We start from the raw sequence: 22858 nt of genomic DNA, 5'->3' as shown, positions 1-22858 counted from the left end.
CCGCTGTCACTGGATATCGGTGCCGGACAGGCCGGCAGGCAGCGCCGCCGGCAGCCATGCCTGGCCCGCGAAGGCGCCCATGTGGCCGCCCGTGCGGATCACGAGCCCGGTTGTATCGACGGACACGGGCGCGCGCCAGCCGCGCGCCGCGTGCGCGGCCTGGACGCCGGCGGTGTACTGCGGGAAATAGCTGCCGAGCAGCGAAGCGAGGTCCGGCATGCTCGGCCCGCGCCAGGCAAGGCCGAACACGGTGCCCGCGGCGGTCGTGTATTCGTGGATGACGGTGCCCGATCCGAGCGTGATCTCGCGGACGGTATAGGCGGCCGTGTTCGCCTGCGCGCCGTCGGCCGAGCGCATCGCGCGCTGCATCGCGCGCACGGTGGCGGCGTGATCGTCCGCCGGCGGCGACATCGGTGCGCCGCCCAGTTCGGCGTGTGCGTGGACGCTCCACAGCACACCCATTGCAGCCGCCACATGCGTGGCGGCCCAGCCCAAGCGTTTCAGCTTCACGTTCCCCCCCAAAGGGACTGGCTTCGTTGCCGGCGGGGCCCCCATCAGGCTCGGCGCCACCGGCCAACATGTGAAAGTCCTAAGAATGACGCGTCGTTACTGCTGACGCGTAGTATGCCTGCGGAGTGTGTCGGAGTGTCAAATCGTCGCGGCACGACGTGCGCGACGGCCCGCTTCCGGCCGGTGGGGGGAAACCAGCGCAAGCCATGCGCGTCGGGCCGCTCCGCGACATGGGAGCAGCGCCGATGCGATGAGAAGCCGCGGGCAGCCTCAGAAGCCGAGGCTTGCGAGCAGGTCGTCGACCTGCGCCTGGTCCTGCACGACGTCGGACTTGCCTTCCGGCGCGATCTGCGGCCCGTTCAGCAGCGACTCGGGGCTGCCGGTCGAGCTGATCTGCTCGGCCGCGAGCGCGGCGGCGGTCGCCGCGAACTGCTCGCGCCGCTCGGGCGCGATGTTCTCGACGAGCACGGTGAGCAGTTGCTGCTCGATCAGGTAGACCATGTCCATGATCTTCTTGATCACCTGCCCGGTCAGGTCCTGGAAATCCTGCGCGAGCATGATCTCGAGCAACTGCGCGCTGGTCGCCGACGTCGCGTCGGGCAGCGCGTGCAGGAACGTGCGCGTGTCGTCCATCAGCTCGCGCACTTCCGCGTGCTCGATCGGCGCCGCGTACCACTGCGTCCAGCGCGCGTCGAGCGCCTCTGCCTCGTTCTGGATGCGCTCCTGCACCGGCTTCGCGATCTCGATCGCGTTCAGCACGCGCTCGGCCGCCTGCTCGGTCATCGTCGCGACGTAGCGCAACCGGTCGCGCGCATCGGGCACGGCTTCCGCCGCGCGCTCGACATGCTTGTCGAGCCCCAGTTCGCGCATCGAGTCGCGCAGCGCGCGCGTGACCTGGCCGATGCGCGCGAGGATCCGGTCGCTCGCGAAATCGGCGCCTTCGGCGTGGCTGTCGGCACTGAGGCCCGTGCCGGCGAGCGCCGCATGGATCGGCTCGTTCACGTCAGCTCCCGGCCTTCGCCATCTTGTCGATGATCTTGTTCAGCTTCTCGTCGAGCGTCGCGGCCGTGAACGGCTTCACGACATAGCCACTCGCGCCCGCCTGCGCCGCCGCGATGATGTTCTCCTTCTTCGACTCGGCCGTGACCATCAGCACCGGCAGGTGCGTGAGCGTCGCGTCCGCGCGGATTTCCTTCAGCATCGCGAGGCCGTCGAGGTTCGGCATGTTCCAGTCGGAGATCACGAAGTCGAAGCCGCCGCCGCGCAGCCGCGCGAGGCCGGCCGCGCCGTCCTCGGCTTCGTCGACGTTCGTATAGCCCAGTTCCTTGAGCAGGTTGCGGACGATCCGGCGCATCGTCGGGAAATCGTCCACCACCAGGATTTTCATGCTCTTGTCCATCGTCGTTCCTTTGCAGATTCGTTACCGTCGGGGCCCGCAGCATCGCACGTGCCCCGTGACATTTGATTCAGACGCGCTGCACGCGATCGCCCATCGTCGCCAGGCGCGCCATCACGCGCCGGCTCATCTCGGCAAGCGAGACGACCTCGTCCGCGCCACCGAGCGCGATCGCCTCGCGCGGCATCCCGAACACGATGCAGCTCGCCTCGTCCTGCGCGAACGTGTGGGCGCCCGCGCGCTTCATGTCCAGCAGGCCGGACGCGCCGTCGCGGCCCATCCCCGTGAGGATCACGCCGATCGCGTTCTTGCCCGCGTGCTGCGCCGCCGAGCGGAACAGCACGTCGACCGACGGCCGGTGACGGTTCACCGGCGGCTCGTCGGACAGCTGCGCGATGTAGTTCGCGCCGCTGCGCGCGAGCAGCAGGTGCGCATGGCCCGGCGCGATATACGCATGGCCCGGCAGCACGCGTTCGCCGTGCTCGGCTTCCTTCACCGCGATCCGGCACAGGCCGTTCAGCCGCTGCGCGAACGACTTGGTGAAGCCGGGCGGCATGTGCTGCGCGATCAGCACCGCCGGCGCATCCGGCGGCAGCGGCGTCAGCACCTCGCGGATCGCCTCGGTGCCGCCCGTCGACGCACCGATGATGATCAGCTTCTCGGTACTGACGAGCGGGTTGTTGATCATCGGCGCGGCCGGCTGGCCGCTCGCCGCGGGCGCGGCGGCCTGCGGCTGCGGCGTCTGCCGCACGCGGGCGCGCGACGCCGCGCGGATCTTGTCCGCGAGCTTTTCCGCGTAGTCGAGCATGCCGTCGCGAATCCCGACGCGCGGCTTCGTGACGAAATCCACCGCGCCGAGTTCGAGCGCGCGCAGCGTGATCTCGGAGCCGCGCTCGGTCAGCGACGACACCATCACGACCGGCATCGGCCGCAGGCGCATCAGCTTCTCGAGGAAGTCGAGCCCGTCCATGCGCGGCATTTCGACGTCCAGCGTCAGGACGTCCGGGTTGTGCTGCTTGATGAGATCGCGCGCGACGAGCGGATCGGGCGCGGTCGCGCACACCGTCATGTCGGGCTGGCTGTTGATGATCTCCGTCATCAGGCTGCGGATCAGCGCCGAATCGTCGACGCACAACACTTTGATCTTCTGCACTGCGGTCATGCCTCCTGCTTTCTCGAAAGGTTGGCCGCGGTCGGGCTGCCGGCGTACGTGCCGCCGGTCTTCGTGTTCGTCGTCTGCGCGCCGCCGGCGCCGCGTGCGCCGAACAGCTCGATGCGCGGTCGCGCCGGCGGCGGCGCGGCCGGCCGCTTCGCCGCGAACAGCTCGACGTGCGCGCGCTGCCGGCCGGCCCGCACGCGGTCGGCCTCGCGCGCCAGCGCGGCTTCGCGCTCGGTCACACCCGGCACCTGCAGCCGCAGCTTCTTCACCATCGCGCGCCCGGTGCGCGGCATGAACGCGACCTTGCGCGGGTGCACGCCCTGCAGATCCTCCGCGGTGATGCGGATGCGTTCGAGCGCGAGATAGCGGCGCACGAAATCCGCGTTGCGATCGCCGATGTTGATCGTCGTCATCCCGGCCAGCACGGCCGCACCGCCGAACACCTTCGCCTCGATGCGCTCGCGGCGCCCGCCAGCCTTGATCAGTTCGTTGATCAGCACTTCCATCGCGTACGCGCCGTAGCGCATCGAATCCGACGCGGCCGCGCCGGCATCGGCGCCGTCGTCGGGCAGCATGAAGTGATTCATCCCGCCGATGCCCGCGAGCGGGTCGTGCAGGCACGCGGCGACGCACGAGCCGAGCACGGTCATCAGCACCATGTCCTCGGACGTCGTGTAGAACTCGTTCGGCAGCAACTTCACGCCCGGGCGTTCGAAGTGATTGTCGAAGTAGCGATTGGTCGCGATCGGCAGGCCGCTCATCCGCGTTCTCCGTAAGCGAGTGCTGCACGTGCGGGGGTGCGCGGCGGCGCGGCGGCGGCCGGCGCCGCGCCGCGCGGGCGCGAGCCTTGCGCGGCGTCGCGCGTCAGTTCGTACACCGTCTGCCCGCGCAGCCGGAACGCCTGCGTGACGTACGTGAAATTCTCCGAATGCCCGGCGAACAGCAGCCCGCCCGGCTTCACGAGCGGATCGAAGCGCGACAGCACCTGCCCTTGCGTCGGCTTGTCGAAATAGATCATCACGTTGCGGCAGAAGATCGCGTCGAACGGCTTCGCGATCCCGTAGTCGGCATCGGTCAGGTTCAGCTGCTCGAAGCGGATCATCGCGCGCAGTTCCGGGCGCACCTTCACGCGGCCGGCCTGCGCGCCGGTGCCCTTCAGGAAGAAGCGCTTGAGCCGCTCCGGGCTCAGGTGCTTGACCTGGTCGTATGTATAGATGCCGGCCTCGGCCTTCGCTAGCACCTGCGTGTCGAGGTCGGTCGCGAGGATCGACGCGCCACGCGCGGCCGATTCGCCGAGCGCCTCGATCAGCGTGATCGCGATCGAGTAAGGTTCCTCGCCGGTCGACGCCGCCGAACACCACACCGACACGGGCGCCGCACGCCCCTTCACGAAGTCGGCCAGGATCGGGAAATGGTGCGACTCGCGGAAGAACGCGGTCAGGTTCGTCGTCAGCGCGTTGGTGAACGCCTCCCACTCGAGCGGATCGTCCTCCTGCTCGAGCAGGTCGAGGTAGTCGCGGAACGTGTCGAGGCCGCGTGCGCGCAGCCGGCGTGCCAGCCGGCTGTACGCCATGTCGCGCTTGTGCTCGGACAGCGAGATGCCTGCGCGTTGATGGATCAGCGCGCGGATGCGTGCGAAATCCGCGCCGGTAAACGCGAAGTCGCGCCCCGGCTCGCCCGCGCGGGGCGAGGTATCCGGTGCATCGGGTCGAAACGGTGCGCGCGCGGACGGCATGGCTTAGAAGGTCTCCCAGTCGTCGTCGGAGGCGCCGGCCGCGGCCAGCGCCGGCTTCTCGCCGTTCAGCGCCGGACGCACCAGCGCGGGCTTCTCGGCCGGCTTGGGCGATGCTGCGGCGCCCTTCGCGAGACGCGGGCCGTAGCCGCCCGCGGCCGGCGCTTCCTTCGATGCGCGTGCGGCGGAATCCGTCGGGCGCTTCGCTTCGTTGCGCGTCGCCGATGCCGCGGCATGCGGCGCGGGCGCCGCGCGGCGGGCCGGCTGGGCGGCGGTCTGCGGTGCATGCGCTGCCGGCGCGGCGTCGTAACGGTTCTCCGACGGCAACGCCGGGGCCTGTGCATGTGCGGCCGGGCGCGCGGCGCCGCGCACCGGCGCCATCGCGATGCCGCCCGCGACGCGCCAGTCCGACACGATCGCCTTCATCTGGCGCGTCTGCTCCTCGAGCGACGCGGCCGCCGCCGCGGCCTGCTCGACGAGCGCCGCGTTCTGCTGCGTGACCGAGTCCATCTGGCCGACCGCGCGATTGACCTGCTCGATGCCGGTCGACTGCTCGTCCGACGCGGCGCTGATCTCGCCCATGATGTCGGTCACGCGGCGCACGGCCTGCACGATCTCGTCCATCGTCGAACCGGCCCGCGCGACGAGCGCCGACCCGCTTTCGACCTTCTCGGCCGAATCGCCGATCAGCTGCTTGATTTCCTTCGCGGCGCTCGCGCTGCGCTGGGCCAGCGAGCGCACTTCGCCCGCGACCACCGCGAAGCCGCGGCCCTGCTCGCCCGCGCGCGCGGCTTCGACCGCCGCGTTCAGCGCGAGGATGTTGGTCTGGAACGCGATGCCTTCGATCGTGCCGATGATGTCGACGACCTTGCCCGAGCTTGCCGCGATGTCCTGCATCGTCGACACGACCTGGCCGACGACCTCGCCGCCGTGCGTCGCGATGTCGGACGCGTTCACCGCGAGCTGGCTCGCCTGCCGCGCGTTCTCCGCGTTCTGGCGCACGGTGCCCGTCAGCTGCTCCATGCTCGAAGCGGTTTCCTGCAGCGACGCGGCCTGCTCCTCGGTGCGCTGCGACAGGTCGGTGTTGCCGGTCGAGATCTCGCGCGCGCCGACGTCGATCGACTCGGTGCCGCGATGCACGGCCTGCACCATCGTCGTCACGGCGTCCTGCATCCGCTTGATGCCGCCGAACAGGCGGCCGATCTCATTGGTGCTGGACACGTTCACCGGCTGCGTGAGGTCGCCGCCGGCGATGCGCTCGAAGTGCGCGATCGCGTCTTCGAGCGGATTGATGATCAGCCCGCGCAGCGCGAAGCGGATCGCGATCACGACGACGAACGCGATCGCGACGCCGGCCGCGATCAGGCCGATCATCATCGAGATCTGCGACTGCGTCGCGGTCTGGCGTTCTTCCGCGCGCTTCTGCAGCGACGCGACCACGGCCGCCGCCGCCTGGTCGTACGCGACGAACATCGGGCTGATCTTGGTGTCGGCGACCGCGTGATAGGCCGCCATGTCGCCCGCGCGCGCGGCCGCGAATTCCGGCTCGACGCCTTCCTTCACGATCGTCGCGTAGCGCGCGGCGAGGTCGTCGACGAGCGCCTGCTCGATGCCGAGCTTCGGCGTCGCCTGGAACGCCTGCCAGTTCTGGTTCGACTTCGTGTACAGCTCCTGTGCGCGCTCCAGCACCTTGCTCGCGTCGGCCGTGTTACCGGCCTCGGTCAGCGAGCGGAAGCGGTCGAGCGACACGCGTGCGCGCAGCAGGTACGACGACGTGTCGTCGAGCGTATGGATCGCCGGCAGATCGACGTGCGCGATCTCGTCGAGCGAGCGGCTCGCGTGATCGAGCGCGTAAAGGCCGAGGCCGCCGACCGCGGCGGCCAGGCCCACGAGGATGAGTCCGACCGCCGTGAGCGTCGTGCGGATCGACCAGTTATGCAACATTGCAGATTCTCCCGAAATTCCTGCGTGCGCGGCGCACTTACCCGCCGAGCGTTTCGATCAACGCCATTTCCCGGCTCGACATCAGCTTCTCGATGTCCATCAGGATCAGCATGCGGCCGTCGACGGTGCCGAGGCCCGTCAGGTACTCGGTCGTCAGCGTCGCGCCGAATTCCGGCGCCGGCATGATCTGGTCCGTCTGCAGCGTCAGCACGTCCGACACGCCGTCGACCACCATCCCGACCACGCGGTTCGACACGTTCAGGATGATCACGACGGTCTGGTGGTCGTACTCGACGCGGCCGAGATGGAACTTGATCCGCATGTCGACGATCGGCACGATGATGCCGCGCAGGTTGATCACGCCCTTGATGAAGTCCGGGGCGTTCGCGATGCGCGTGACGCTGTCGTAGCCGCGGATTTCCTGCACCTTCAGGATGTCGATCCCGTATTCCTCGTCGCCGAGCGTGAAGACGAGGAACTCCTGCCCCGTCGCATCGCCATGCGCGGCGTCGCGGCCTCTGGTAGCCGCGTTCGCCGCGGCCGGATTGATCATTTGGACTTCAGCAGACACGTGTGCCCCCAATCGGTTGAATGGCGAGAGTCAGAAGATCGCGAGCTCGGCGCCGGCTCGGGCGCCGTGCATCGCACGGGTTTCGCGGTTCAGCGCCGCGACGTCGACGATCAGCGCGACACTGCCGTCGCCGAGAATGGTCGCCGCCGAGATGCCGTGCACCTTGCGGTAGTTGGTTTCGAGGTTCTTCACGACCACCTGCTGCTGGCCGACCAGCTCGTCGATCAGCATCGCGAAGCGGCGCCCCTCGGTTTCCATGATCGTGACGATCCCCTGGGTCGGATCGGTGCGCGCGTCCTCGACCGAGAACACCTCGTGCAGCGCGACGAGCGGCAGGTATTCGCCGCGCACGCGCACCACGCGCTCGCCGTTGCCGACCGTGTAGATGTCGTCGTTCGACGGCTGCAGCGACTCCATCACGAAGTTCAGCGGCAGGATGAAGATCTCGCTGCCGACCTTCACCGACATCCCGTCGAGGATCGCGAGCGTGAGCGGCAGCACGATCCGCGTGGTCGTGCCGCGGCCGGCCTGCGACGAGATCTCGACGTGGCCGCCCATCGACTGGATGTTGCGCTTCACGACGTCCATCCCGACGCCGCGGCCCGACACGTCGGTCACGGTCTCGGCGGTCGAGAAGCCCGGCGCGAAGATCAGTTGCCAGACTTCGTCGTCGCTGATGTTGTCGGACACCTGCATGCCCTGCTTCGCGGCCTTCGCGAGGATCCGCTCGCGGTTCAGGCCCCCGCCGTCGTCGCTGACCTCGATCACGATATTGCCGCCGTGATGCGCGGCCGACAGCACGAGCTGGCCGACCGCGTCCTTGCCGGCGGCGACGCGCTTGTCGACGGTCTCGATCCCGTGATCGAGGCTGTTGCGCACGAGGTGCGTGAGCGGGTCGATGATCCGCTCGATCAGGCTCTTGTCGAGCTCGGTCGCCTGGCCGAACGTGACGAGCTCGACCTGCTTGCCGAGCTTGCCGGCCAGGTCGCGCACGAGCCGCGGGAAGCGGCTGAACACGTAGTCCATCGGCATCATGCGGATCGACATCACTGCTTCCTGCAGGTCGCGCGCGTTGCGCTCGAGCTGCGCCATCCCGTTGAACAGGCGGTCGTGCAGCGCCGGATCGAACGCGCTCGCGGTTTCCGCGAGCATCGCCTGCGTGATCACGAGCTCGCCGACCAGGTTGATCAGCTGGTCGACCTTCTCGACGCCGACCCGGATCGAGCTGCCTTCGGCGCCCGATGCGGCGGCAGCCGGGCGCGGACGCTTGTCGTCGTGGTGCGCGGCGGCCGGGGCCGCGGGTTCGGCGTGCGGTTGCGGCGCCGGTTGCGCGGCGGCGCTCGGCTGGGCCTGCGGGGCGGCGGCGGCCGGTGCGGCACCGGGGGCTTGCACGAATACCTCGACCCGCGCGGCCGGCTCCGGCGCGGCTGCCGGCGTAGCTAACGATTCTGCGGCCGGCGTGGCGGCAGGCGCCGCCGGTGCGGCCGGCGCGGTGCCGCGCGCGATGCGGATCTGGCTGTCGTCGATCACGAAGCAGCACACGGCGACGATGTCGTCGGACGTCACGTCCGATTCGAGCCACAGGGTCAGGTCGGCGCCCGCTTCCTCGCGACCGACGATCCGGCCGAGATTGCCGAGTTCCTCCGTAAGCAGCGCCTGGTCCTTCGGGTCGACGCCGACGAGCGTGATCTTCAGGTGCGGGCCGTCCGCGCCGACCTCGGCCGCCGGATGCGCGGCGGCGACGGCCTGTTCGACCACGTGATCGGGCGCCCCGTTGCTGCTGGCGGCCGGTGCCGGTGCCGGCGCCGGTGCAGCCGCCACGGCAGGCGCGGCCGGCGCAACGTCGGCGGCCGCGGCCGCACCCGCGCCGCTCTCGGCCTTCAGGCGTTCGAGCTTCGCGCAGATCGTCGCGGCGGCCGCCGCGTCGGGTTCCGCGCTCGCGCGATAGTCGACGAGCTGGTCGGACAGCACGTCCTTGGTCTCGAGGAACGCGTCGACCATTTCCTTGGTCAGCGTCAGCTCATGGTTGCGTGCGCGGTCGAGCAGCGACTCGAGGATGTGGGTCGTCTCGGTCAGCGCGGAAAAGCCGAACGTCGCCGCGCCGCCCTTGATCGAGTGCGCCGCGCGAAAGATCGCGGCCAGGTCCTCGGGGTCGGGCGAGCCGACGTCGAGGTTCAGCAGCAGCTGCTCCATCTGCGCGAGCAGTTCGTCGGCTTCGTCAAAAAAGGTCTGGTAGAACTGCGTGATGTCGAGAGTCATGCCCGGTCACCGGTTGGATTCGTCGCGTTCATGTCAGGAGGCCGTCTGCTCGGACAGCGTCGCGACCAGGTCGACCAGCACGGCCGGGTCGATCGGTTTTTCGATCCAGCCGGTCGCACCCGCTTCGCGCGCGGCGTCCTTGAACGCATCGCTGCCTTCGGTCGTCAGCACGAGGATCGGCGTGTCCGCGTACGCGCTCAGCTTGCGCAGCGCGGCGATCACCTCGAGCCCGTTCCTGCGCGGCATGTTCTGGTCGGTCAGCACCAGGTCGTACGGCACGGTGGCCGCCATGTCGAAGCCGGCTTCGCCGTCCGGCGCCACCGTCACGTCGTAGCCGGCCTGCGCGAGCGTTGCCTGCAGCAGCGCACGCATGGTCGCGGAGTCGTCGATGGCGAGAATGGTCCGGATCATGTCAGCCTCCGCGGGGCCGCCCCGACGGCGCAGCAGGGAATTCGCGGAGCATCGCTTCGCGCCTGCGCGGCCGGCCGGCTTTGCAGGGCCGGCCGTGGGCCGCTGAGCGCCCCCTCGGGGGGCAGCGAACAAAGTGAGCGTTGGGGTCGTTTCATGCGTGTCTCGGAATCGGGGAAACGTCAGGGTTTCGGCGCCACGGCGACGGCGCTCGCGAGCACCGGTTGCGCGGCCGGCGTCGGGCCGCCGAGCTGCTGGGCCAGCAGCTTCGAGCCCGCCGCGTCGGCCGACAGCGTCGTGGTCGTCGCGTCGTCGCGCATCAGCGCGTCTTCGGATTTGCGATTCAGCACGATCACGCTGATCCGGCGGTTTTCCGGATCGAGCGGATCGGCCTTGTTCAGGTTCTGCGTCGACGCGAGGCCGAGCACGCGCAGCACCTTCGCCTCGTCCATGCCGCCCGTGATCAGTTCGCGGCGCGACGCGTTCGCGCGGTCGGCCGACAGCTCCCAGTTGCTGTACCCGCCTTCGCCGCCCGCGTACGGCACCGCGTCGGTGTGGCCCTGGACGATGATCCGGTTCGGCACGTCGTTCAGCGTCTTGCCGATCTCGCGCAGGATGTCGCGCATGTAGGGCTCGACGTGGTCGCTCGACATCGCGAACATCGGTCGCTTCTGCGTATCGACGATCTCGATGCGCAGCCCCATCAGGGTCGAATCGATGCGGATCTGCTGCTTGAACTGGCGCAGCGTCGGGTTCGCCTCGATCGCCGCCATCAGCTTGATCTGCAGGTCGTGCAGGCGCGCCTGTTCGAGCCGGTCCTGCGCGCCCTGCGCCTGCGCGCGCGAATGCTGGTCGCCCGCTTTCGCGACACGGTCGGCCAGCGACGTCGTGCCGTCGGTGCGGCGCAGCGTGCCGGCGTCGACGCTCGACAGGTCGCGGCCGCCGCCGTTGATGATGCTGGAGTCCTGCGAGCTGCGATCGCCACTGCCGAACAGCGCGGCCTTCAGCGGCGTGTTGAAGTACTCGGCGATCCCCTTCAGCTGCACCGGCGTGACCGAGCTCAGCAGCCACATCAGCAGGAAGAACGCCATCATCGCGGTCATGAAGTCCGCATACGCGAGTTTCCATGCGCCGCCGTGATGGCCCTTCTTCTGCGGGGCCACCCGTTTCACGACGATCGCGCGATCCTTGCCATTGCTCATTGAACGCTCCGCGTCACTTTGCCTTCACGCGGCGCACGTGCTCTTCGAGCTCCGTGAACGACGGACGCTCGGTCGAGAACAGCACCTTGCGGCCGAACTCCACCGCGATCGCCGGCGCATAGCCGTTCAGGCTCGCGAGGATCGTCACCTTGATGCACTGGAACATCTTGGTGGACTCGGCGACGCGCTGCTCCGCGAGGCTCGCGAGCGGCCCGATCAGCCCGTACGACAGCAGGATCCCGAGGAACGTGCCGACCAGCGCCTGCGCGATCATCGCGCCGAGCACCGCGGGCGGCTTGTCGGCCGACGCCATCGTGTGCACGACGCCCATCACGGCCGCGACGATCCCGAATGCCGGCATCGCGTCGCCGACGCGCATCAGCGCGTGCGCGGGGCCCTCGCCTTCCGTGTGATGCGTCTCGATCTCCTCGTCCATCAGGCTCTCGATCTCGAACGCGTTCATGTTGCCGCCCACCATCAGGCGCAGGTAGTCGGTCAGAAATTCGACGATGTGGCGATCGGCGAGGATCTTCGGGTATTGCGTGAAGATCGGGCTCTTGTCCGGATCGTCGATGTCGGCTTCCAGCGTCAGCGTGCCTTCCTTGCGCGCCTTCGCGAGCAGCACGTACAGGAGCGCCATCAGCTCCATATAGACGTCCTTGGTGTACTTCGAGCCCTTGAAGAGCGTCGGCAGCACACGCAGCGTCGCCTTGATGGTCTTCATGCCGTTGCCGAGGATGAACGCGCCGACGCCCGCGCCGGTGATCATCAGGATCTCGAGCGGCTGGACCAATGCGCCCAGATGCCCGCCTGCCAGCGCATAACCGCCGAAGACGGACAACAGCGTCACGAGTGTTCCCACGATAATCAGCACTGCCTGTCCCTCACGAAAGACCGGCGGGGAGACCGCCGTTAATCAGGTTTACGGCAGTCGGCAGGAAAACTTTCGCGGCAGCGCCGGGGCGGCGCGGCGGTGTTTACCAGCAAGCCCCCGGCCGGTTCGCGCGGCGCGCGGCAGCCGCCAGGCTCCCGCTCAGCCCCGCCCGGCGCCGTTCAGGCCGCGGCGGCAGCCAGTTCGGCGCGCGCGGCGGCGGCCTTGCGGGTCTTGCCGGCACGCGACGGCGGCTGGCACAGGCCGCACACGAAACCTTGATGCGGATCATGCGCATGCGCGACAAAGTGGCCGCCGCAGCGCGTGCACGGGGTCATCTGGAGCATCCCCGAGTCGAAGAAGCGCACGAGCGTCCACGCGCGCGTGAGACTCAGCGCGGCCTCGTCGCCGGACAGGTTCACGTGCTCCTGGTAGAGCCGGTACGCCTTCACGATCGACTGGATCGGATCGCAGCGGCCGTGGTCCTGCATGAACCGGTAGATGTTGTAGAACAGCGACGAGTGGATGTTCGGCTGCCACGTCATGAACCAGTCGGTCGAGAACGGCAGCATCCCCTTCGGCGGCGACACGCCCTTCAGCTCCTTGTACAGCTTGATCAGGCGATCGCGCGACAGGCTCGTCTCCGCCTCCAGCAGCTGCAGCCGGGCGCCCAGTTCGATCAGTTCGATAGCGAGGGTGATTTCCTTCACCTCGATCACGACGCTTTTGCTTGCCATGGTGAATAACTGTCCGCTTGACGTTGTTCGGATGAGTGGCCAATACGCCGCCCGCCGGCGCGGCGCGCCGGGACGAACGCAAGGCGAAAAAAGGATCAGCGGACGCTTTCGACCGGCTGGCCTGCCATCAGGATGGCCGAGTGCGCGTGCGTGACGACGTCGCTGCGACCCTTGTCGGCGAGCGACGACAGCAACGCGTGATCGTCGAAGCGGAAACGGCACAGGATCTGGTTCGACGCGGCGAGCTTCACGGTCTGGGCGAGCGTGAGGTTCGCGAGTACGTCGGCCAGTTCCTGGGAAACTCCCATGCGGAACATGCCCATCGCTTTGTCTTCCCGCAGCAGGCGTTGCGCGAGGAGGAGGTACGACAGATTGACCTCTTTGATCTCACTGAGCATTTCGCTGGTGGCGCTCATGATTCCCCCGTTAAGAGCTTTGCTTTGGCCTTTCATGTTATGACAACGTTTGCTCGGTCAGGCCCTATTGGCTTCCGCCGGCACATTTATCAGTCTTACAGGGCGAATTTTGGCCAAACGGCATTTATGCCGGTATCAGCGAAGTGGCGTATGCCGCGCAGGATTTGTCTGTAAACCGTGTAGGAATTTTTCCGACAAGGCGAATTGAAAGGGGACACAAGGCGGGGGAAATGGGGGCGCGAATTCGTCGGAGATGGGGTTCCGCATGGGATGAATCCGGCTGGAGGCCGTCCGGCAAGGCTGCCGGGGCGTGAATCGGTAAAAATTATAGTGGTTTTTCACGATAGCGCAACAATAGTTGCGTCTGTCTCGCATCATGTTTCCGGACCCTTTTTATCGGGGTTTTCTCGTATTTCATGGTGTAACAAGCCTTAAGTGTTTGAAAAAACACTCGAACCCCTCTAGGCGATATCGATAATGGACTCAAACGGGCGGCGGCGTGAGGCGCACCGCCCCGCCCCGCAGCTTGCCGCCCGGCGTCCGGCGCACCCCGCAACGGACCCGGCCACGTATCGCAGAAAGCGTACGTCGGCGAGTTCCGCAACCTTGTATCGGACCAGCATGCGCACTCGAGCGCCCACGCTGGTCGACATCGGAGAACGCCCATGCGTATTGCCCAGATCGCGCCGCTTTACGAAGCTGTCCCGCCGAAACTCTACGGCGGCACCGAGCGTGTCGTGTCCTACCTCACCGAGGCGCTCGTCGAGCTCGGCCACGATGTGACGCTGTTCGCCAGCGGCGACTCCGTCACGTCCGCCCATCTCGAGGCGGCATGGCCGCGCGCACTGCGGCTCGACCCGTCGATCCGCGATTCGATGGCGCCCCATATGCGCCTGATCGAGCAGGTCGCCCGTGTCGCGCACGAATTCGACGTGCTGCACTTCCACCTCGACTACCTGCCGTTCCCGCTGATGTCGCGCCTCGATACGCCTTACGTGACGACGCTGCACGGCCGCCTCGACCTGCCGGAGCTGCAGCCGGTGTTCGACGCGTTCCCGAACGCGCCGGTCGTCTCGATCTCGAATTCGCAGCGCAAGCCGCTACCGCAGGCCGCCTGGGCCGGCACCGTATATCACGGGCTGCCCGACACGCTGCTCACGCCGCAACCGGACGTGAAGCCCGAATACCTCGCGTTCCTGGGCCGGATCTGTCCCGAAAAGCGGGTCGACACCGCGATCCGGATCGCCGCGCAAAGCGGGCTGCCGCTGAAGATCGCCGCGAAGGTCGACAAGGCCGACGCCGACTACTTCAAGGAAGTGATCGAGCCGCTGCTCGGCGAAGCGCATGTCGAATTCATCGGCGAGATCAACGAGGCGCAGAAGCCGGCGTTCCTGTCCGGCGCGAAGGCGCTGCTGTTCCCGATCGACTGGCCGGAGCCGTTCGGCCTGGTGATGATCGAGGCGATGGCCTGCGGCACGCCGGTTGTCGCGTTCAACCGCGGCTCGGTGCCGGAAGTGATCGAGGACGGCGTGACCGGCTTCATCGTCGAGGACGTGCAGGGCGCGGTCGGTGCGCTGCACCGGATCGACAGCCTGTCGCGCGACGCGATCCGCGCGCGCTTCGATACGCGTTTCAGCTCGAAAGCGATGGCGCGACGTTATGTCGAAACTTACGAATCGCTTTGCACGACGGCAAAACGGCCGACCTTGCGCCGGGTCGCGGGCGCCTGACGCCGAAATTCGTCAGGAAATATTCCGTAAAATTCGCGCCGAAATCGGCGCGGAAAAACCAAAGAGCCGCATCGTCGATGCGGCTCTTTCTTTTTGCGCGGTCATTCGATCAGGAAACGATCGCGGTTTTTCCCGACGATCCAATTCGGCGGCTTGCCGCGTCCGCTCCAGGTTGCACCCGACTTCGGATCGCGGTACTTCGGCGGCAGCGGCGCCTTTTTCGGCGGGCGGCCGCGCCGCGCACGCTCCACGAAGCCCAGGTCCTGGGCCGTGAGGCCATATTCGGCAATCATTCGCTGGACTTCGGCGATCACCGTCGCCACTTCCTGGCGACGCACGTCATCCGCCTGAGCCTGCAGATCGGCGATCTGCGCCTTGAGTTTCGCGTATTGAGACATTTTTCGACTCCCTTTTTTCCATGATGCGGCTCCGGCGAGTCCGGCCGGAACACCAACACCCGTTACGTCGTCCGCACTGCCGCCCTGCTCTTCAAAATTAATGCTGCCATCTTTAACCGATTCGGCTATATCGAGAATGCGGACTTATTCTAATAAAGGCCATTCTCCAGCATTCAAATTTAACAATCGTTGACCCTCTTGAACCCGATTCATTTCCTATAATCCAGACCAATTCCGGACGGCGGAATAAATCATCCGCCCAGCCGTTTGTCTTCAACCCACTTGAACAAGGTCCCTACATGAATCTTTCTCAGCGTCTGGCTGCAGAGGCATTCGGCACGTTCTGGCTGGTGCTCGGCGGGTGCGGAAGCGCCGTGCTGGCCGCCGCCTTTCCGGGCCTCGGCATCGGCTTTGCCGGCGTCGCACTTGCATTCGGCCTGACCGTGCTGACGATGGCATTCGCGATCGGCCATATTTCGGGTTGCCATTTGAATCCGGCTGTGAGTGTCGGCCTGACGGTCGCCGGCCGCTTCCCGGCGCGCGATCTCGCGCCGTACATCGTCGCGCAGGTGGTCGGCGCGACGCTCGGTGCGTTCGTGCTGTACTTGATCGCGACCGGCAAGCCGGGCTTCGACCTCGTCGGCAGCGGCTTTGCGACGAACGGCTTCGGCGAGCGCTCGCCCGGCCACTACTCGCTCGGCGCGGCGTTCATCTGCGAAGTCGTGATGACGGGCTTCTTCCTGTTCGTGATTCTCGGCGCCACCGACAAGCGCGCGCCGGCCGGCTTCGCGCCGATCGCGATCGGCCTGTGCCTGACGTTGATTCACCTGATCTCGATCCCGGTCACCAACACGTCGGTGAACCCGGCGCGTTCGACCGGCCCCGCGCTGTTCGTGGGCGGCGAGGCGATCGGCCAGCTGTGGCTGTTCTGGATCGCGCCGATCATCGGTGCGGCCATCGCAGGGATCATTTACCCGCTGGTCGCGGGGCGCGACGACGCCGTCGGCCTGCTGCCCGCATCCGCTCGCACAAGCGAATAAAACACTACGGGGTCACGCGAGCAGAACAGCGAGCCTCACGCTGTCGAACAACATCGAGGCAGGTAATTTGAACGGGCGCCGCTGGCGCCCGTTTTTCATTTCCGCTCAGGAAGCGGCGACGCCGTCGAGGGTGTCCTCGAGCGAGAACAGCGTGCGCAGGTGGCGGGCGACGCCCGCGTCGAAGTTGTTGCCGATCCGCGGGATGTGCGGCAGGTGCGCGATCAGGTCGGGATTCGCGTTGTTCATCATGAACGCATGACCGGCCGTTTCGAGCAGGTCGATGTCGTTCATGTTGTCGCCGAATGCGATGCAGTGGCCGGTATCGACGCCGAGCCGCGCGAGCACCGCGCGCAGCGCGCGGCCCTTCGACACGTTCGCGGTCATTACTTCGAGGCAGTCGGGCAGCGAGTACGTGACGTACAGCGCATCGCCGAACTGCACGCGCATTTGCTCGGCGACCACCGCCAGATCGGCCGGCTCGCCGATGTACAGCACCTTCGCGATGTCCGCGCCGTCGTGCGCGGCCATGTCGATCACGTCGTACCGGAAACCCGAATCCTGGTGGAATTCGAGCAGGTGCGGCGCTTCGCGGTCGATCAGCCAGCCGCGGTCGGTGAACAGGTTGACGATCACGCGCCCGTGCGCGCCGGTCACGCCCGGCTGCACGAGACCGCGGACGATCGCGGGATCGATGTCCTGCGCGTGGATCGCCGTGTCGTCCGGCGCATGCACGCGCGCACCGTTCGACGTGATCAGGTACGGCCGGATGCCCAGCACGTCGCGGATGCCGGCGACGTCCGCGTAATGGCGCCCCGTCGCGATCACGAACTGCAGGCCGTCGCGGTCGAGCCGGCGGACGGTCTCGATCGTGTACGGATCGAGCTGGTGGTCGCTGTTCAGCAGGGTGCCGTCGAGATCGGTGGCGATGACTTTGTACATGGGACGGAAGAATGGCGCTCAGGGCTCTGCGGAACGGCCATTTTAACGTCGTGCCCGGTTGCCCGCCGGACGGTTCCCGGTCGATCGCCGCCAGCGGCGCGGTTGCGGTGTGCTTTCCTCCCGCCTCGACACGCCGTCAGCGCCCTTCCGCCGCCCGCAGCGCCTGCAGCGCGAGCCGCAGCGCGCCGTGCGCGGAATCGTCGAGCGGCGCGCGCAGCCGGGCGGCATGGCGCGCCGGCACGGCCGGTGCGAGGGCGTCCGCCAATCCGCCGCACAGCGCGACCGGCAGCGCCTGCTGCGGATCGAGCGCGTCGATCATCTTGCCGATCTCGTCGCCCGCCTGCGCGATCAGCGCGCCCGCGACCGGATGCGAACGATGCGCGAGCACGATCGGCGCAAGCCGCGCGTAGGTCGTCTGGTTCGCATCGCACGACCACTGGACGAGCGCGTCGCGATCCTGGGCGCCCGTTTCCGCGAGCAGCGCACTGGCGAACGCATCGCGCGGCACGCGGCCGTCGAGCGCCTGCTGTGCATACGCGAGCGCGCGCACGCCGAGCCATGCGCCGCTCGCCTCGTCGCCGGACGGGAAGCCGAAGCCGCCCGCGATCCGGCACGCGCCGGCCGCATCGAGCGCCGCCGCGATGCTGCCGGTGCCGAGCGCGACGATCAGCCCCGGCGCGCCGCCGTGCGCGCCGACGACGGTCGTATACGCGTCGCTCTCGACCGCGAGCGCGCCGAGCGGCGCCTGCGCGCGGAACGCGGCCAGCCACGCCGCATTGTTGACGCCCGCGAGCCCGCAGCCGAGCGCGCACTGCGACCAGTCGAATGCATAACCGGCCTGGGTGAACGCATCCGCGCAGGCCGCGCCGATCGACGCCCACGCGCGCTCGATGCCGAGCCCGAGCCCCGACGGGCCGCCGCGCCCCTGCGCGAGTTCGCGCCCGTGCCGGTCGGCCAGCACCGCACGCGTGCCCGTGCCGCCGCCGTCGATGCCGATCGCAAAAAGTAATGCCGCCATGCCTTCATCCCGCTGATTGGAACAGGCGCCAAGCTTAACCGGATCGGCGCCGCGCGCCCATCTGCCGTTCGGCCGGCTGTTCCGTGAAAAGGGCTTCCGCTATGCTGACGCGATCGAAACGATACGGAAAGCGAGGCAGACGATGTCGCAGCGGTGCAACTGGGTGAAGACGGAAGCGGATGCTCACTATCACGATACCGAGTGGGGCGTGCCGTCGCACGACGATCGCCACCTGTTCGAAATGCTGATCCTGGAAGGCGCGCAGGCCGGCCTGTCGTGGTCGACGATCCTGAACAAGCGCGCGGGCTATCGCGAAGCCTTTGCGGATTTCGACGTCGATGCCGTCGCGCGCTTCACGCCGAAGCGCATCGAGAAGCTGCTGGAGAATCCCGGCATCGTGCGCAACCGCGCGAAGGTCGAATCGGCGGTCAACAACGCGCGCGCCGTGCAGCGCATCCGCGAAGAGCACGGGTCGCTCGCCGCGTTCCTGTGGTCGTTCATCGGCGATGCGCCGATCCAGAACGCGTGGCAGTCGTACCGCGACGCGCCCGCGTCGACCGAACAGTCCGACGCGCTCAGCAAGGCGCTGAAGGCGTATGGCTGCAAGTTCGTCGGTTCGACGATCTGCTATGCGCTGATGCAGGCCACCGGCATGGTCAACGATCACGAGGTCGGCTGCCCGTGCCACGCGCAGTGCGCGGCGCTCGGCGGCAAGCAGCCCGCACGCCGCCGCAAGGCGGGTTGACGGTGCGGGCGTCCGCCGCCCGTCGTTTACCGCGGCCCTGCGCCGGTTACACCGTCTCGACTTCTGAACGGCGGGCCGGCGGCCGCAAACCGCCGGCCGTCAGCCATCAGCCGGAACGACCGTCCCGCCACGGCCTCGGGATTTTCCCGGACCCCAAAAGCAAAACGGCGGAGCGGCTTCTTTCGAAGCACGCTCCGCCGTTTCGCGGCGAACCGACAGACGCTCTTAGTGGAGCTTCTTCGGCAGCATCTGGCTGCGCAGGCGCTTGTGCAGGCGCTTGACGGCTGCTGCCTTCTTGCGCTTGCGGACTGCGGTCGGCTTTTCGTAGGACTGGCGTTCGCGCAGTTCAGCGATCAGGCCATTTTTTTCGATAGCACGGCGAAAGCGGCGAATCGCCACTTCGAACGGCTCGTTTTCTTTCAGAAGAATCGTCGTCATGTCGTTCCTAAATTGCTTAAACGGTCAAAAACGTAGCGGCCAAGCGCCACGCACCGGCCATCCGGGCGTCCCCACAACAGGCGAAACGAGCGGAAATACGGCCTCGGAGGCCGGAAAAGAGAGGCGGAAAGCACCGCGGGTACGCTTCACAAGCCACGTGCAGCGCCGCGTTTGACTGCCAGCAAGAATGCCGAGACGGCACAGGCTTGACAGAAAATCTCAATTCAGCCCGCCATCATAGCAGAGAATCACAGACAAAACCACCCTTTTGCATCGCCCGGTTCGTCGCTCCGCGTGGCGCGGCCGATCGCCCCGTCGAACGGGGCCGGGTGCCGCACCTGCCCGCGGGCGGGCCGGCCAAGCCGGACGGGCCTTTCGGCCGACAGCCATCCTTCCGTCCCGAATTTACCCAAACATCCCTCTAAAGTTTTCGCCGGGTGCCGCCGTCAACCAGGAAAGGCGGGGCAGCGCCAGTCGCGATAAAGCGCAACGCCGAAATCAGAACCTGTCTGTATCCCAGCCATTTTCTAAAACGAGGAAGCAAATGCTGAACATCAACACCAACATCCTTTCGCTGACGACGCAGACGAATCTGTCGGGCTCGCAAAGCGCACTGTCGCAAGCAATCAACCGCCTGTCGTCGGGCAAGCGCATCAACACCGCTGCTGACGATGCAGCAGGCCTGGCGATCTCGACGTCGCAAACGGCGGCAATCAATGCGCTGACGCAAGGTGTTGCAAACGCGAACAACGGCATCTCGATGATCCAGACCGCCAACGGCGCGCTGCAATCGACGGTCGACAACCTGCAGCGTATCCGTACGCTGGCGCAACAAGCGGGCGACGGCTCGCTGGATTCGAGCGCTCGCGCGAACCTGCAAGCTGAAGTGACGACGCGTCTCGGCGAAATCGACCGTGTCGCATCGCAAACGACGTTCAACAGCCAGACCATCCTGGGCGGCACCGGCAGCGTCACGTTCCAGATCGGCGCAGCAGCGAACCAGGTCGTTACCGTCGACTTCGGCACGGCGAACTGGAACAGCACGGGCATGAGCGTGAACACCCTGAGCGTCGCCTCCCAGTCGGGCGCGCAATCGGCGATCACGGCGATCGACGCGGCGCTGAAGCAAGTCAACACGTTCCAGGCAACGCTGGGCGCAGCACAGAACACGTTCCAGGCTGCGATCTCGACGACGCAAACCCAGGCGACCAACATGACCGCCGCTCGCTCGCAGATCACCGACGCGGACTTCGCGACGGAAACGGCGAACCTGAGCAAGGCGCAAGTGCTGCAACAAGCTGGTATCTCGGTTCTGGCGCAAGCGAACTCGCTGCCGCAGCAAGTCCTGAAGCTCCTCGGCTAATCGAGCAGCACCCGCGGCGGGCCACGCGCCCGCCCGCCTCCGGGCCCGGCGGCGTCGCCATGCGACGCATCGCGACGCCGCCGAAACCGCCCGGATCAGAATTCTCCAGGGAGGCACGCCTCCCTCTTTGCATTGAACCGCGGCGCCCCGCCGCATCGCGCACGTTGATTGCGCGGACGACCGGAGCAACGGCATGGCCACCACGACCCCCGTCAGCAGCACGGACATCAGCACCATCCTGGCGAATGCAGGTCAATCGATCATCAGCGGCGCGACCAATTCGTCGCTCGACGTCAATACGCTCGTCACGACGCTGGTGAACGCGAAGACGGCCGGGCAATTGCAGACCCTGCAGACCAGGCAGACGAACGACAATACGCAGCTGTCCGCCATCGGCCAACTGAAGGGGGCGCTGTCCGCGCTGCAGACCGCGCTCACCGGCCTCTCGGACGGCACCGCGCTCGGCAGCCTGGCCGCGACGGCGAGCGGCACGGGCATCGCGACGTCGATCAAGAGCGGCAGCGGCGCGGTGGCCGGTTCGTATTCGGTCAATGTCACGCAGCTCGCGACCGCCAACAAGCTGTCGTCGGCCGGCGTGACGTCGACGGACACGATCTCGGCCGGCTCGCTGAGCATCACCTTCGGCAGCAACGCCGCGTTCAACGTCAACGTGGCGGCCGGCGCGTCGCTGTCCGACATCGCGTCGTCGATCAACTCCGCGTCCGGCAATGCCGGCGTCACCGCGTCGGTCATCACCGGTTCGGACGGCCAGCATCTCGTGATGCAGTCGAACCTCACCGGTGCAGCCAACACGATCTCGATCACGGGCACGGGCGTCAACTCGAAACTGACGTCGGGGTACACGACGGTCACGCCGGCCGCCGACGCGAAGCTGACGATCGACGGCACGCCGGTGTCGAGCGCGTCGAACAACGTGTCGGGCGCGCTGACGGGCGTCACGCTGGCGCTGTCGCAGGCCGCTGTCGGCACGACGCAAACCATCACGCTGTCGCAGGACACGGCCGCGGCGACGACCGCGATCAACAATTTCGCGACCGCGTATACCAACTTCGTGAATACCGCGAAATCGCTGACGAGCTACGACCCGACGGCGAAGACCGCCGGCCCGCTGCTCGGCGACGCGATGATGAACACGATCAGGAACACACTCGCGACGACGCTCAGCAGCGGCGTCACGACGGGCGGCACGACCTATGCGCTCGGCAGCATCGGCATCAACGTGGACTCGACCGGCGCGATGTCGGTCGACACCGCCGCGCTGACCACCGCGCTCAAGTCGAACAGTTCCGCGGTGACGGCGATCTTCAACCAGACGAACGGCATCGCCCAGGCGCTCAATGCGAACATCAACTCGTACACGCAGACGTCCGGCCTGATCGACCAGCGCACCAACGCGATCAACGCCGATCTGAAGAGCGTGCAGGGTCAGGCGACGCAGCTGCAGACCTACTCGGACCAGCTGACCAAGCAATACAATGCGCAGTTCACCGCGCTGAACACGCTGATGGCGACGATGGCGAACAACACCCGCTACCTGACCCAGCTGTTCGGCGGCCAGAACAGCGCCGGCGCGATGGCCAACAACAAGTAAGCCTTGGCCGCCCCCCCTTCGGAGCCGAACCATGACGAACGACACCCTGTCCCGCGCCTTCGACCTGACCCGTGCCATGCAGTCGGCGGCCGACGCACGCGACTGGGTGCGCGTCGCGGCACTCGTCGACGAACGCTCGCCGCTGCTGATGAACCTGTCCGGCGAGCAGACCCCGGACGTGCTGGACCAGGTGCGGCAGATCATGGCGATCGACGCGTCGATCACGGAGCATGCGCAGACGGACCGTGACCGCCTGGCTGCGGAATTTGCGCAGTCCCAGGAGCGGATCAAGGCCGCGAGCCAGTACCAGAAGGCCGGCATGCTGTGACCGGCCGGGCGTCTCGCCCGCCGCGCATATCGAATTAAAAGA

The 22858-nt window shown here is 67.2% G+C and carries 24 protein-coding genes; 6 read left to right on the top strand and 18 right to left on the bottom strand.

Annotation, left to right across the window (positions count from 1 at the left end):
- Window positions 1–6: 6 nt before the first annotated feature.
- The 14 genes from ACVK00_RS27560 to flhD form a co-directional block, all read right to left on the bottom strand.
- Window positions 7–510 carry a DUF2844 domain-containing protein gene (locus ACVK00_RS27560; protein ID WP_284899194.1) on the bottom strand — a complete coding sequence of 168 codons (504 nt, stop codon included), beginning with the start codon at window positions 508–510 and terminating at the stop codon, window positions 7–9.
- Window positions 511–780: 270 nt separating this feature from the next.
- The gene (gene cheZ / locus ACVK00_RS27555; protein WP_284899196.1) at window positions 781–1512 is read right to left on the bottom strand and encodes a protein phosphatase CheZ; all 732 of its coding nucleotides are present in this window, start codon (window positions 1510–1512) and stop codon (window positions 781–783) included.
- A 1-nt stretch (window position 1513) separates the two neighbouring features.
- Window positions 1514–1909, bottom strand: a complete 396-nt coding sequence (gene cheY, locus ACVK00_RS27550) for a chemotaxis response regulator CheY (RefSeq protein ID WP_006754880.1) — start codon at window positions 1907–1909, stop codon at window positions 1514–1516.
- 67 nt (window positions 1910–1976) lie between these two features.
- Window positions 1977–3068, bottom strand: coding sequence for a protein-glutamate methylesterase/protein-glutamine glutaminase (locus ACVK00_RS27545; protein WP_284899208.1), 1092 nt, complete (start codon window positions 3066–3068; stop codon window positions 1977–1979).
- Complete coding sequence (cheD, locus tag ACVK00_RS27540; protein ID WP_228906460.1) at window positions 3065–3826, bottom strand: chemoreceptor glutamine deamidase CheD; 762 nt, start codon at window positions 3824–3826, stop codon at window positions 3065–3067. Before cheD ends, ACVK00_RS27545 begins: the two co-directional genes overlap by 4 nt.
- Window positions 3823–4800: a CheR family methyltransferase gene (locus ACVK00_RS27535; protein WP_228906458.1), complete on the bottom strand. Its 978-nt coding sequence runs from the start codon at window positions 4798–4800 to the stop codon at window positions 3823–3825. Before ACVK00_RS27535 ends, cheD begins: the two co-directional genes overlap by 4 nt.
- 3 nt (window positions 4801–4803) lie before the next feature.
- A complete protein-coding gene (locus ACVK00_RS27530; RefSeq protein ID WP_284899211.1) occupies window positions 4804–6741 on the bottom strand; it encodes a methyl-accepting chemotaxis protein in 1938 nt (645 codons plus the stop codon).
- A 37-nt stretch (window positions 6742–6778) separates the two neighbouring features.
- Complete coding sequence (cheW, locus tag ACVK00_RS27525) at window positions 6779–7294, bottom strand: chemotaxis protein CheW (RefSeq protein WP_105833970.1); 516 nt, start codon at window positions 7292–7294, stop codon at window positions 6779–6781.
- A gap of 48 nt (window positions 7295–7342) precedes the next feature.
- Window positions 7343–9571: a chemotaxis protein CheA gene (gene cheA / locus ACVK00_RS27520; protein ID WP_284899213.1), complete on the bottom strand. Its 2229-nt coding sequence runs from the start codon at window positions 9569–9571 to the stop codon at window positions 7343–7345.
- 33 nt (window positions 9572–9604) lie between these two features.
- On the bottom strand, window positions 9605–9982 hold the full coding sequence (locus ACVK00_RS27515; RefSeq protein WP_166726274.1) for a response regulator: 378 nt from the start codon (window positions 9980–9982) through the stop codon (window positions 9605–9607).
- Window positions 9983–10161: 179 nt separating this feature from the next.
- Window positions 10162–11181 carry a flagellar motor protein MotB gene (gene motB, locus ACVK00_RS27510; protein WP_166726273.1) on the bottom strand — a complete coding sequence of 340 codons (1020 nt, stop codon included), beginning with the start codon at window positions 11179–11181 and terminating at the stop codon, window positions 10162–10164.
- A 13-nt stretch (window positions 11182–11194) separates the two neighbouring features.
- On the bottom strand, window positions 11195–12055 hold the full coding sequence (gene motA / locus ACVK00_RS27505; protein ID WP_006755770.1) for a flagellar motor stator protein MotA: 861 nt from the start codon (window positions 12053–12055) through the stop codon (window positions 11195–11197).
- Window positions 12056–12234: 179 nt separating this feature from the next.
- Window positions 12235–12789 carry a flagellar transcriptional regulator FlhC gene (gene flhC, locus ACVK00_RS27500; protein WP_011655680.1) on the bottom strand — a complete coding sequence of 185 codons (555 nt, stop codon included), beginning with the start codon at window positions 12787–12789 and terminating at the stop codon, window positions 12235–12237.
- 95 nt (window positions 12790–12884) lie between these two features.
- Window positions 12885–13205, bottom strand: coding sequence for a flagellar transcriptional regulator FlhD (flhD, locus tag ACVK00_RS27495; protein ID WP_006751074.1), 321 nt, complete (start codon window positions 13203–13205; stop codon window positions 12885–12887).
- A 665-nt stretch (window positions 13206–13870) separates the two neighbouring features.
- Between flhD and ACVK00_RS27490 the strand changes: the two genes are divergently transcribed.
- Complete coding sequence (locus tag ACVK00_RS27490; RefSeq protein WP_228906453.1) at window positions 13871–14935, top strand: glycosyltransferase family 4 protein; 1065 nt, start codon at window positions 13871–13873, stop codon at window positions 14933–14935.
- Window positions 14936–15036: 101 nt separating this feature from the next.
- Here the strand turns inward: ACVK00_RS27490 and ACVK00_RS27485 are convergent, their stop codons facing one another.
- Window positions 15037–15333 (bottom strand): H-NS histone family protein, encoded by a 297-nt coding sequence (locus ACVK00_RS27485; protein WP_006751072.1) that lies wholly within the window; start codon window positions 15331–15333, stop codon window positions 15037–15039.
- A 299-nt stretch (window positions 15334–15632) separates the two neighbouring features.
- Between ACVK00_RS27485 and aqpZ the strand changes: the two genes are divergently transcribed.
- Window positions 15633–16373 carry an aquaporin Z gene (gene aqpZ / locus ACVK00_RS27480; RefSeq protein ID WP_228906451.1) on the top strand — a complete coding sequence of 247 codons (741 nt, stop codon included), beginning with the start codon at window positions 15633–15635 and terminating at the stop codon, window positions 16371–16373.
- A gap of 105 nt (window positions 16374–16478) precedes the next feature.
- Here the strand turns inward: aqpZ and ACVK00_RS27475 are convergent, their stop codons facing one another.
- Window positions 16479–17312, bottom strand: a complete 834-nt coding sequence (locus ACVK00_RS27475) for a Cof-type HAD-IIB family hydrolase (RefSeq protein ID WP_228906449.1) — start codon at window positions 17310–17312, stop codon at window positions 16479–16481.
- A 136-nt stretch (window positions 17313–17448) separates the two neighbouring features.
- On the bottom strand, window positions 17449–18330 hold the full coding sequence (locus ACVK00_RS27470; protein WP_175665514.1) for a BadF/BadG/BcrA/BcrD ATPase family protein: 882 nt from the start codon (window positions 18328–18330) through the stop codon (window positions 17449–17451).
- A gap of 142 nt (window positions 18331–18472) precedes the next feature.
- Here ACVK00_RS27470 and ACVK00_RS27465 point away from each other — a divergent pair, with 142 nt between their 5' ends.
- Window positions 18473–19075, top strand: a complete 603-nt coding sequence (locus tag ACVK00_RS27465) for a DNA-3-methyladenine glycosylase I (RefSeq protein ID WP_175665515.1) — start codon at window positions 18473–18475, stop codon at window positions 19073–19075.
- A 225-nt stretch (window positions 19076–19300) separates the two neighbouring features.
- Here ACVK00_RS27465 and rpsU read toward each other — a convergent pair whose 3' ends face one another.
- The gene (gene rpsU, locus ACVK00_RS27460) at window positions 19301–19513 is read right to left on the bottom strand and encodes a 30S ribosomal protein S21 (RefSeq protein ID WP_006401410.1); all 213 of its coding nucleotides are present in this window, start codon (window positions 19511–19513) and stop codon (window positions 19301–19303) included.
- Window positions 19514–20057: 544 nt separating this feature from the next.
- Here rpsU and ACVK00_RS27455 point away from each other — a divergent pair.
- The 3 genes from ACVK00_RS27455 to ACVK00_RS27445 all read left to right on the top strand — a co-directional run bounded on the left by ACVK00_RS27455 (window position 20058) and on the right by ACVK00_RS27445 (window position 22816).
- Entirely contained in the window at window positions 20058–20876 is an 819-nt protein-coding gene (locus tag ACVK00_RS27455) for a flagellin domain-containing protein (protein ID WP_175665516.1), read from the top strand.
- A gap of 193 nt (window positions 20877–21069) precedes the next feature.
- Complete coding sequence (fliD, locus tag ACVK00_RS27450) at window positions 21070–22488, top strand: flagellar filament capping protein FliD (RefSeq protein WP_175665517.1); 1419 nt, start codon at window positions 21070–21072, stop codon at window positions 22486–22488.
- 31 nt (window positions 22489–22519) lie between these two features.
- Window positions 22520–22816, top strand: a complete 297-nt coding sequence (locus ACVK00_RS27445) for a flagellar protein FliT (protein WP_069246849.1) — start codon at window positions 22520–22522, stop codon at window positions 22814–22816.
- Window positions 22817–22858 lie beyond the last annotated feature (42 nt).

This window comes from Burkholderia sp. PvR073, assembly GCF_054055695.1.
This window is presented reverse-complemented; position numbering and strand designations above follow the sequence as displayed.

What these genes read in the sequence shown, in the direction of transcription:
- cheY (WP_006754880.1), bottom strand. Translation starts at nt 1,909, where the DNA reads ATGGACAAGAGCATGAAAATCCTGGTGGTGGACGATTTCCCGACGATG.
- ACVK00_RS27545 (WP_284899208.1), bottom strand. Translation starts at nt 3,068, where the DNA reads ATGACCGCAGTGCAGAAGATCAAAGTGTTGTGCGTCGACGATTCGGCG.
- cheD (WP_228906460.1), bottom strand. Translation starts at nt 3,826, where the DNA reads ATGAGCGGCCTGCCGATCGCGACCAATCGCTACTTCGACAATCACTTC.
- ACVK00_RS27535 (WP_228906458.1), bottom strand. Translation starts at nt 4,800, where the DNA reads ATGCCGTCCGCGCGCGCACCGTTTCGACCCGATGCACCGGATACCTCG.
- ACVK00_RS27530 (WP_284899211.1), bottom strand. Translation starts at nt 6,741, where the DNA reads ATGTTGCATAACTGGTCGATCCGCACGACGCTCACGGCGGTCGGACTC.
- cheW (WP_105833970.1), bottom strand. Translation starts at nt 7,294, where the DNA reads ATGATCAATCCGGCCGCGGCGAACGCGGCTACCAGAGGCCGCGACGCC.
- cheA (WP_284899213.1), bottom strand. Translation starts at nt 9,571, where the DNA reads ATGACTCTCGACATCACGCAGTTCTACCAGACCTTTTTTGACGAAGCC.
- ACVK00_RS27515 (WP_166726274.1), bottom strand. Translation starts at nt 9,982, where the DNA reads ATGATCCGGACCATTCTCGCCATCGACGACTCCGCGACCATGCGTGCG.
- motB (WP_166726273.1), bottom strand. Translation starts at nt 11,181, where the DNA reads ATGAGCAATGGCAAGGATCGCGCGATCGTCGTGAAACGGGTGGCCCCG.
- flhC (WP_011655680.1), bottom strand. Translation starts at nt 12,789, where the DNA reads ATGGCAAGCAAAAGCGTCGTGATCGAGGTGAAGGAAATCACCCTCGCT.
- flhD (WP_006751074.1), bottom strand. Translation starts at nt 13,205, where the DNA reads ATGAGCGCCACCAGCGAAATGCTCAGTGAGATCAAAGAGGTCAATCTG.
- ACVK00_RS27490 (WP_228906453.1), top strand. Translation starts at nt 13,871, where the DNA reads ATGCGTATTGCCCAGATCGCGCCGCTTTACGAAGCTGTCCCGCCGAAA.
- ACVK00_RS27485 (WP_006751072.1), bottom strand. Translation starts at nt 15,333, where the DNA reads ATGTCTCAATACGCGAAACTCAAGGCGCAGATCGCCGATCTGCAGGCT.
- aqpZ (WP_228906451.1), top strand. Translation starts at nt 15,633, where the DNA reads ATGAATCTTTCTCAGCGTCTGGCTGCAGAGGCATTCGGCACGTTCTGG.
- ACVK00_RS27475 (WP_228906449.1), bottom strand. Translation starts at nt 17,312, where the DNA reads ATGTACAAAGTCATCGCCACCGATCTCGACGGCACCCTGCTGAACAGC.
- ACVK00_RS27470 (WP_175665514.1), bottom strand. Translation starts at nt 18,330, where the DNA reads ATGGCGGCATTACTTTTTGCGATCGGCATCGACGGCGGCGGCACGGGC.
- ACVK00_RS27465 (WP_175665515.1), top strand. Translation starts at nt 18,473, where the DNA reads ATGTCGCAGCGGTGCAACTGGGTGAAGACGGAAGCGGATGCTCACTAT.
- rpsU (WP_006401410.1), bottom strand. Translation starts at nt 19,513, where the DNA reads ATGACGACGATTCTTCTGAAAGAAAACGAGCCGTTCGAAGTGGCGATT.
- ACVK00_RS27455 (WP_175665516.1), top strand. Translation starts at nt 20,058, where the DNA reads ATGCTGAACATCAACACCAACATCCTTTCGCTGACGACGCAGACGAAT.
- fliD (WP_175665517.1), top strand. Translation starts at nt 21,070, where the DNA reads ATGGCCACCACGACCCCCGTCAGCAGCACGGACATCAGCACCATCCTG.
- ACVK00_RS27445 (WP_069246849.1), top strand. Translation starts at nt 22,520, where the DNA reads ATGACGAACGACACCCTGTCCCGCGCCTTCGACCTGACCCGTGCCATG.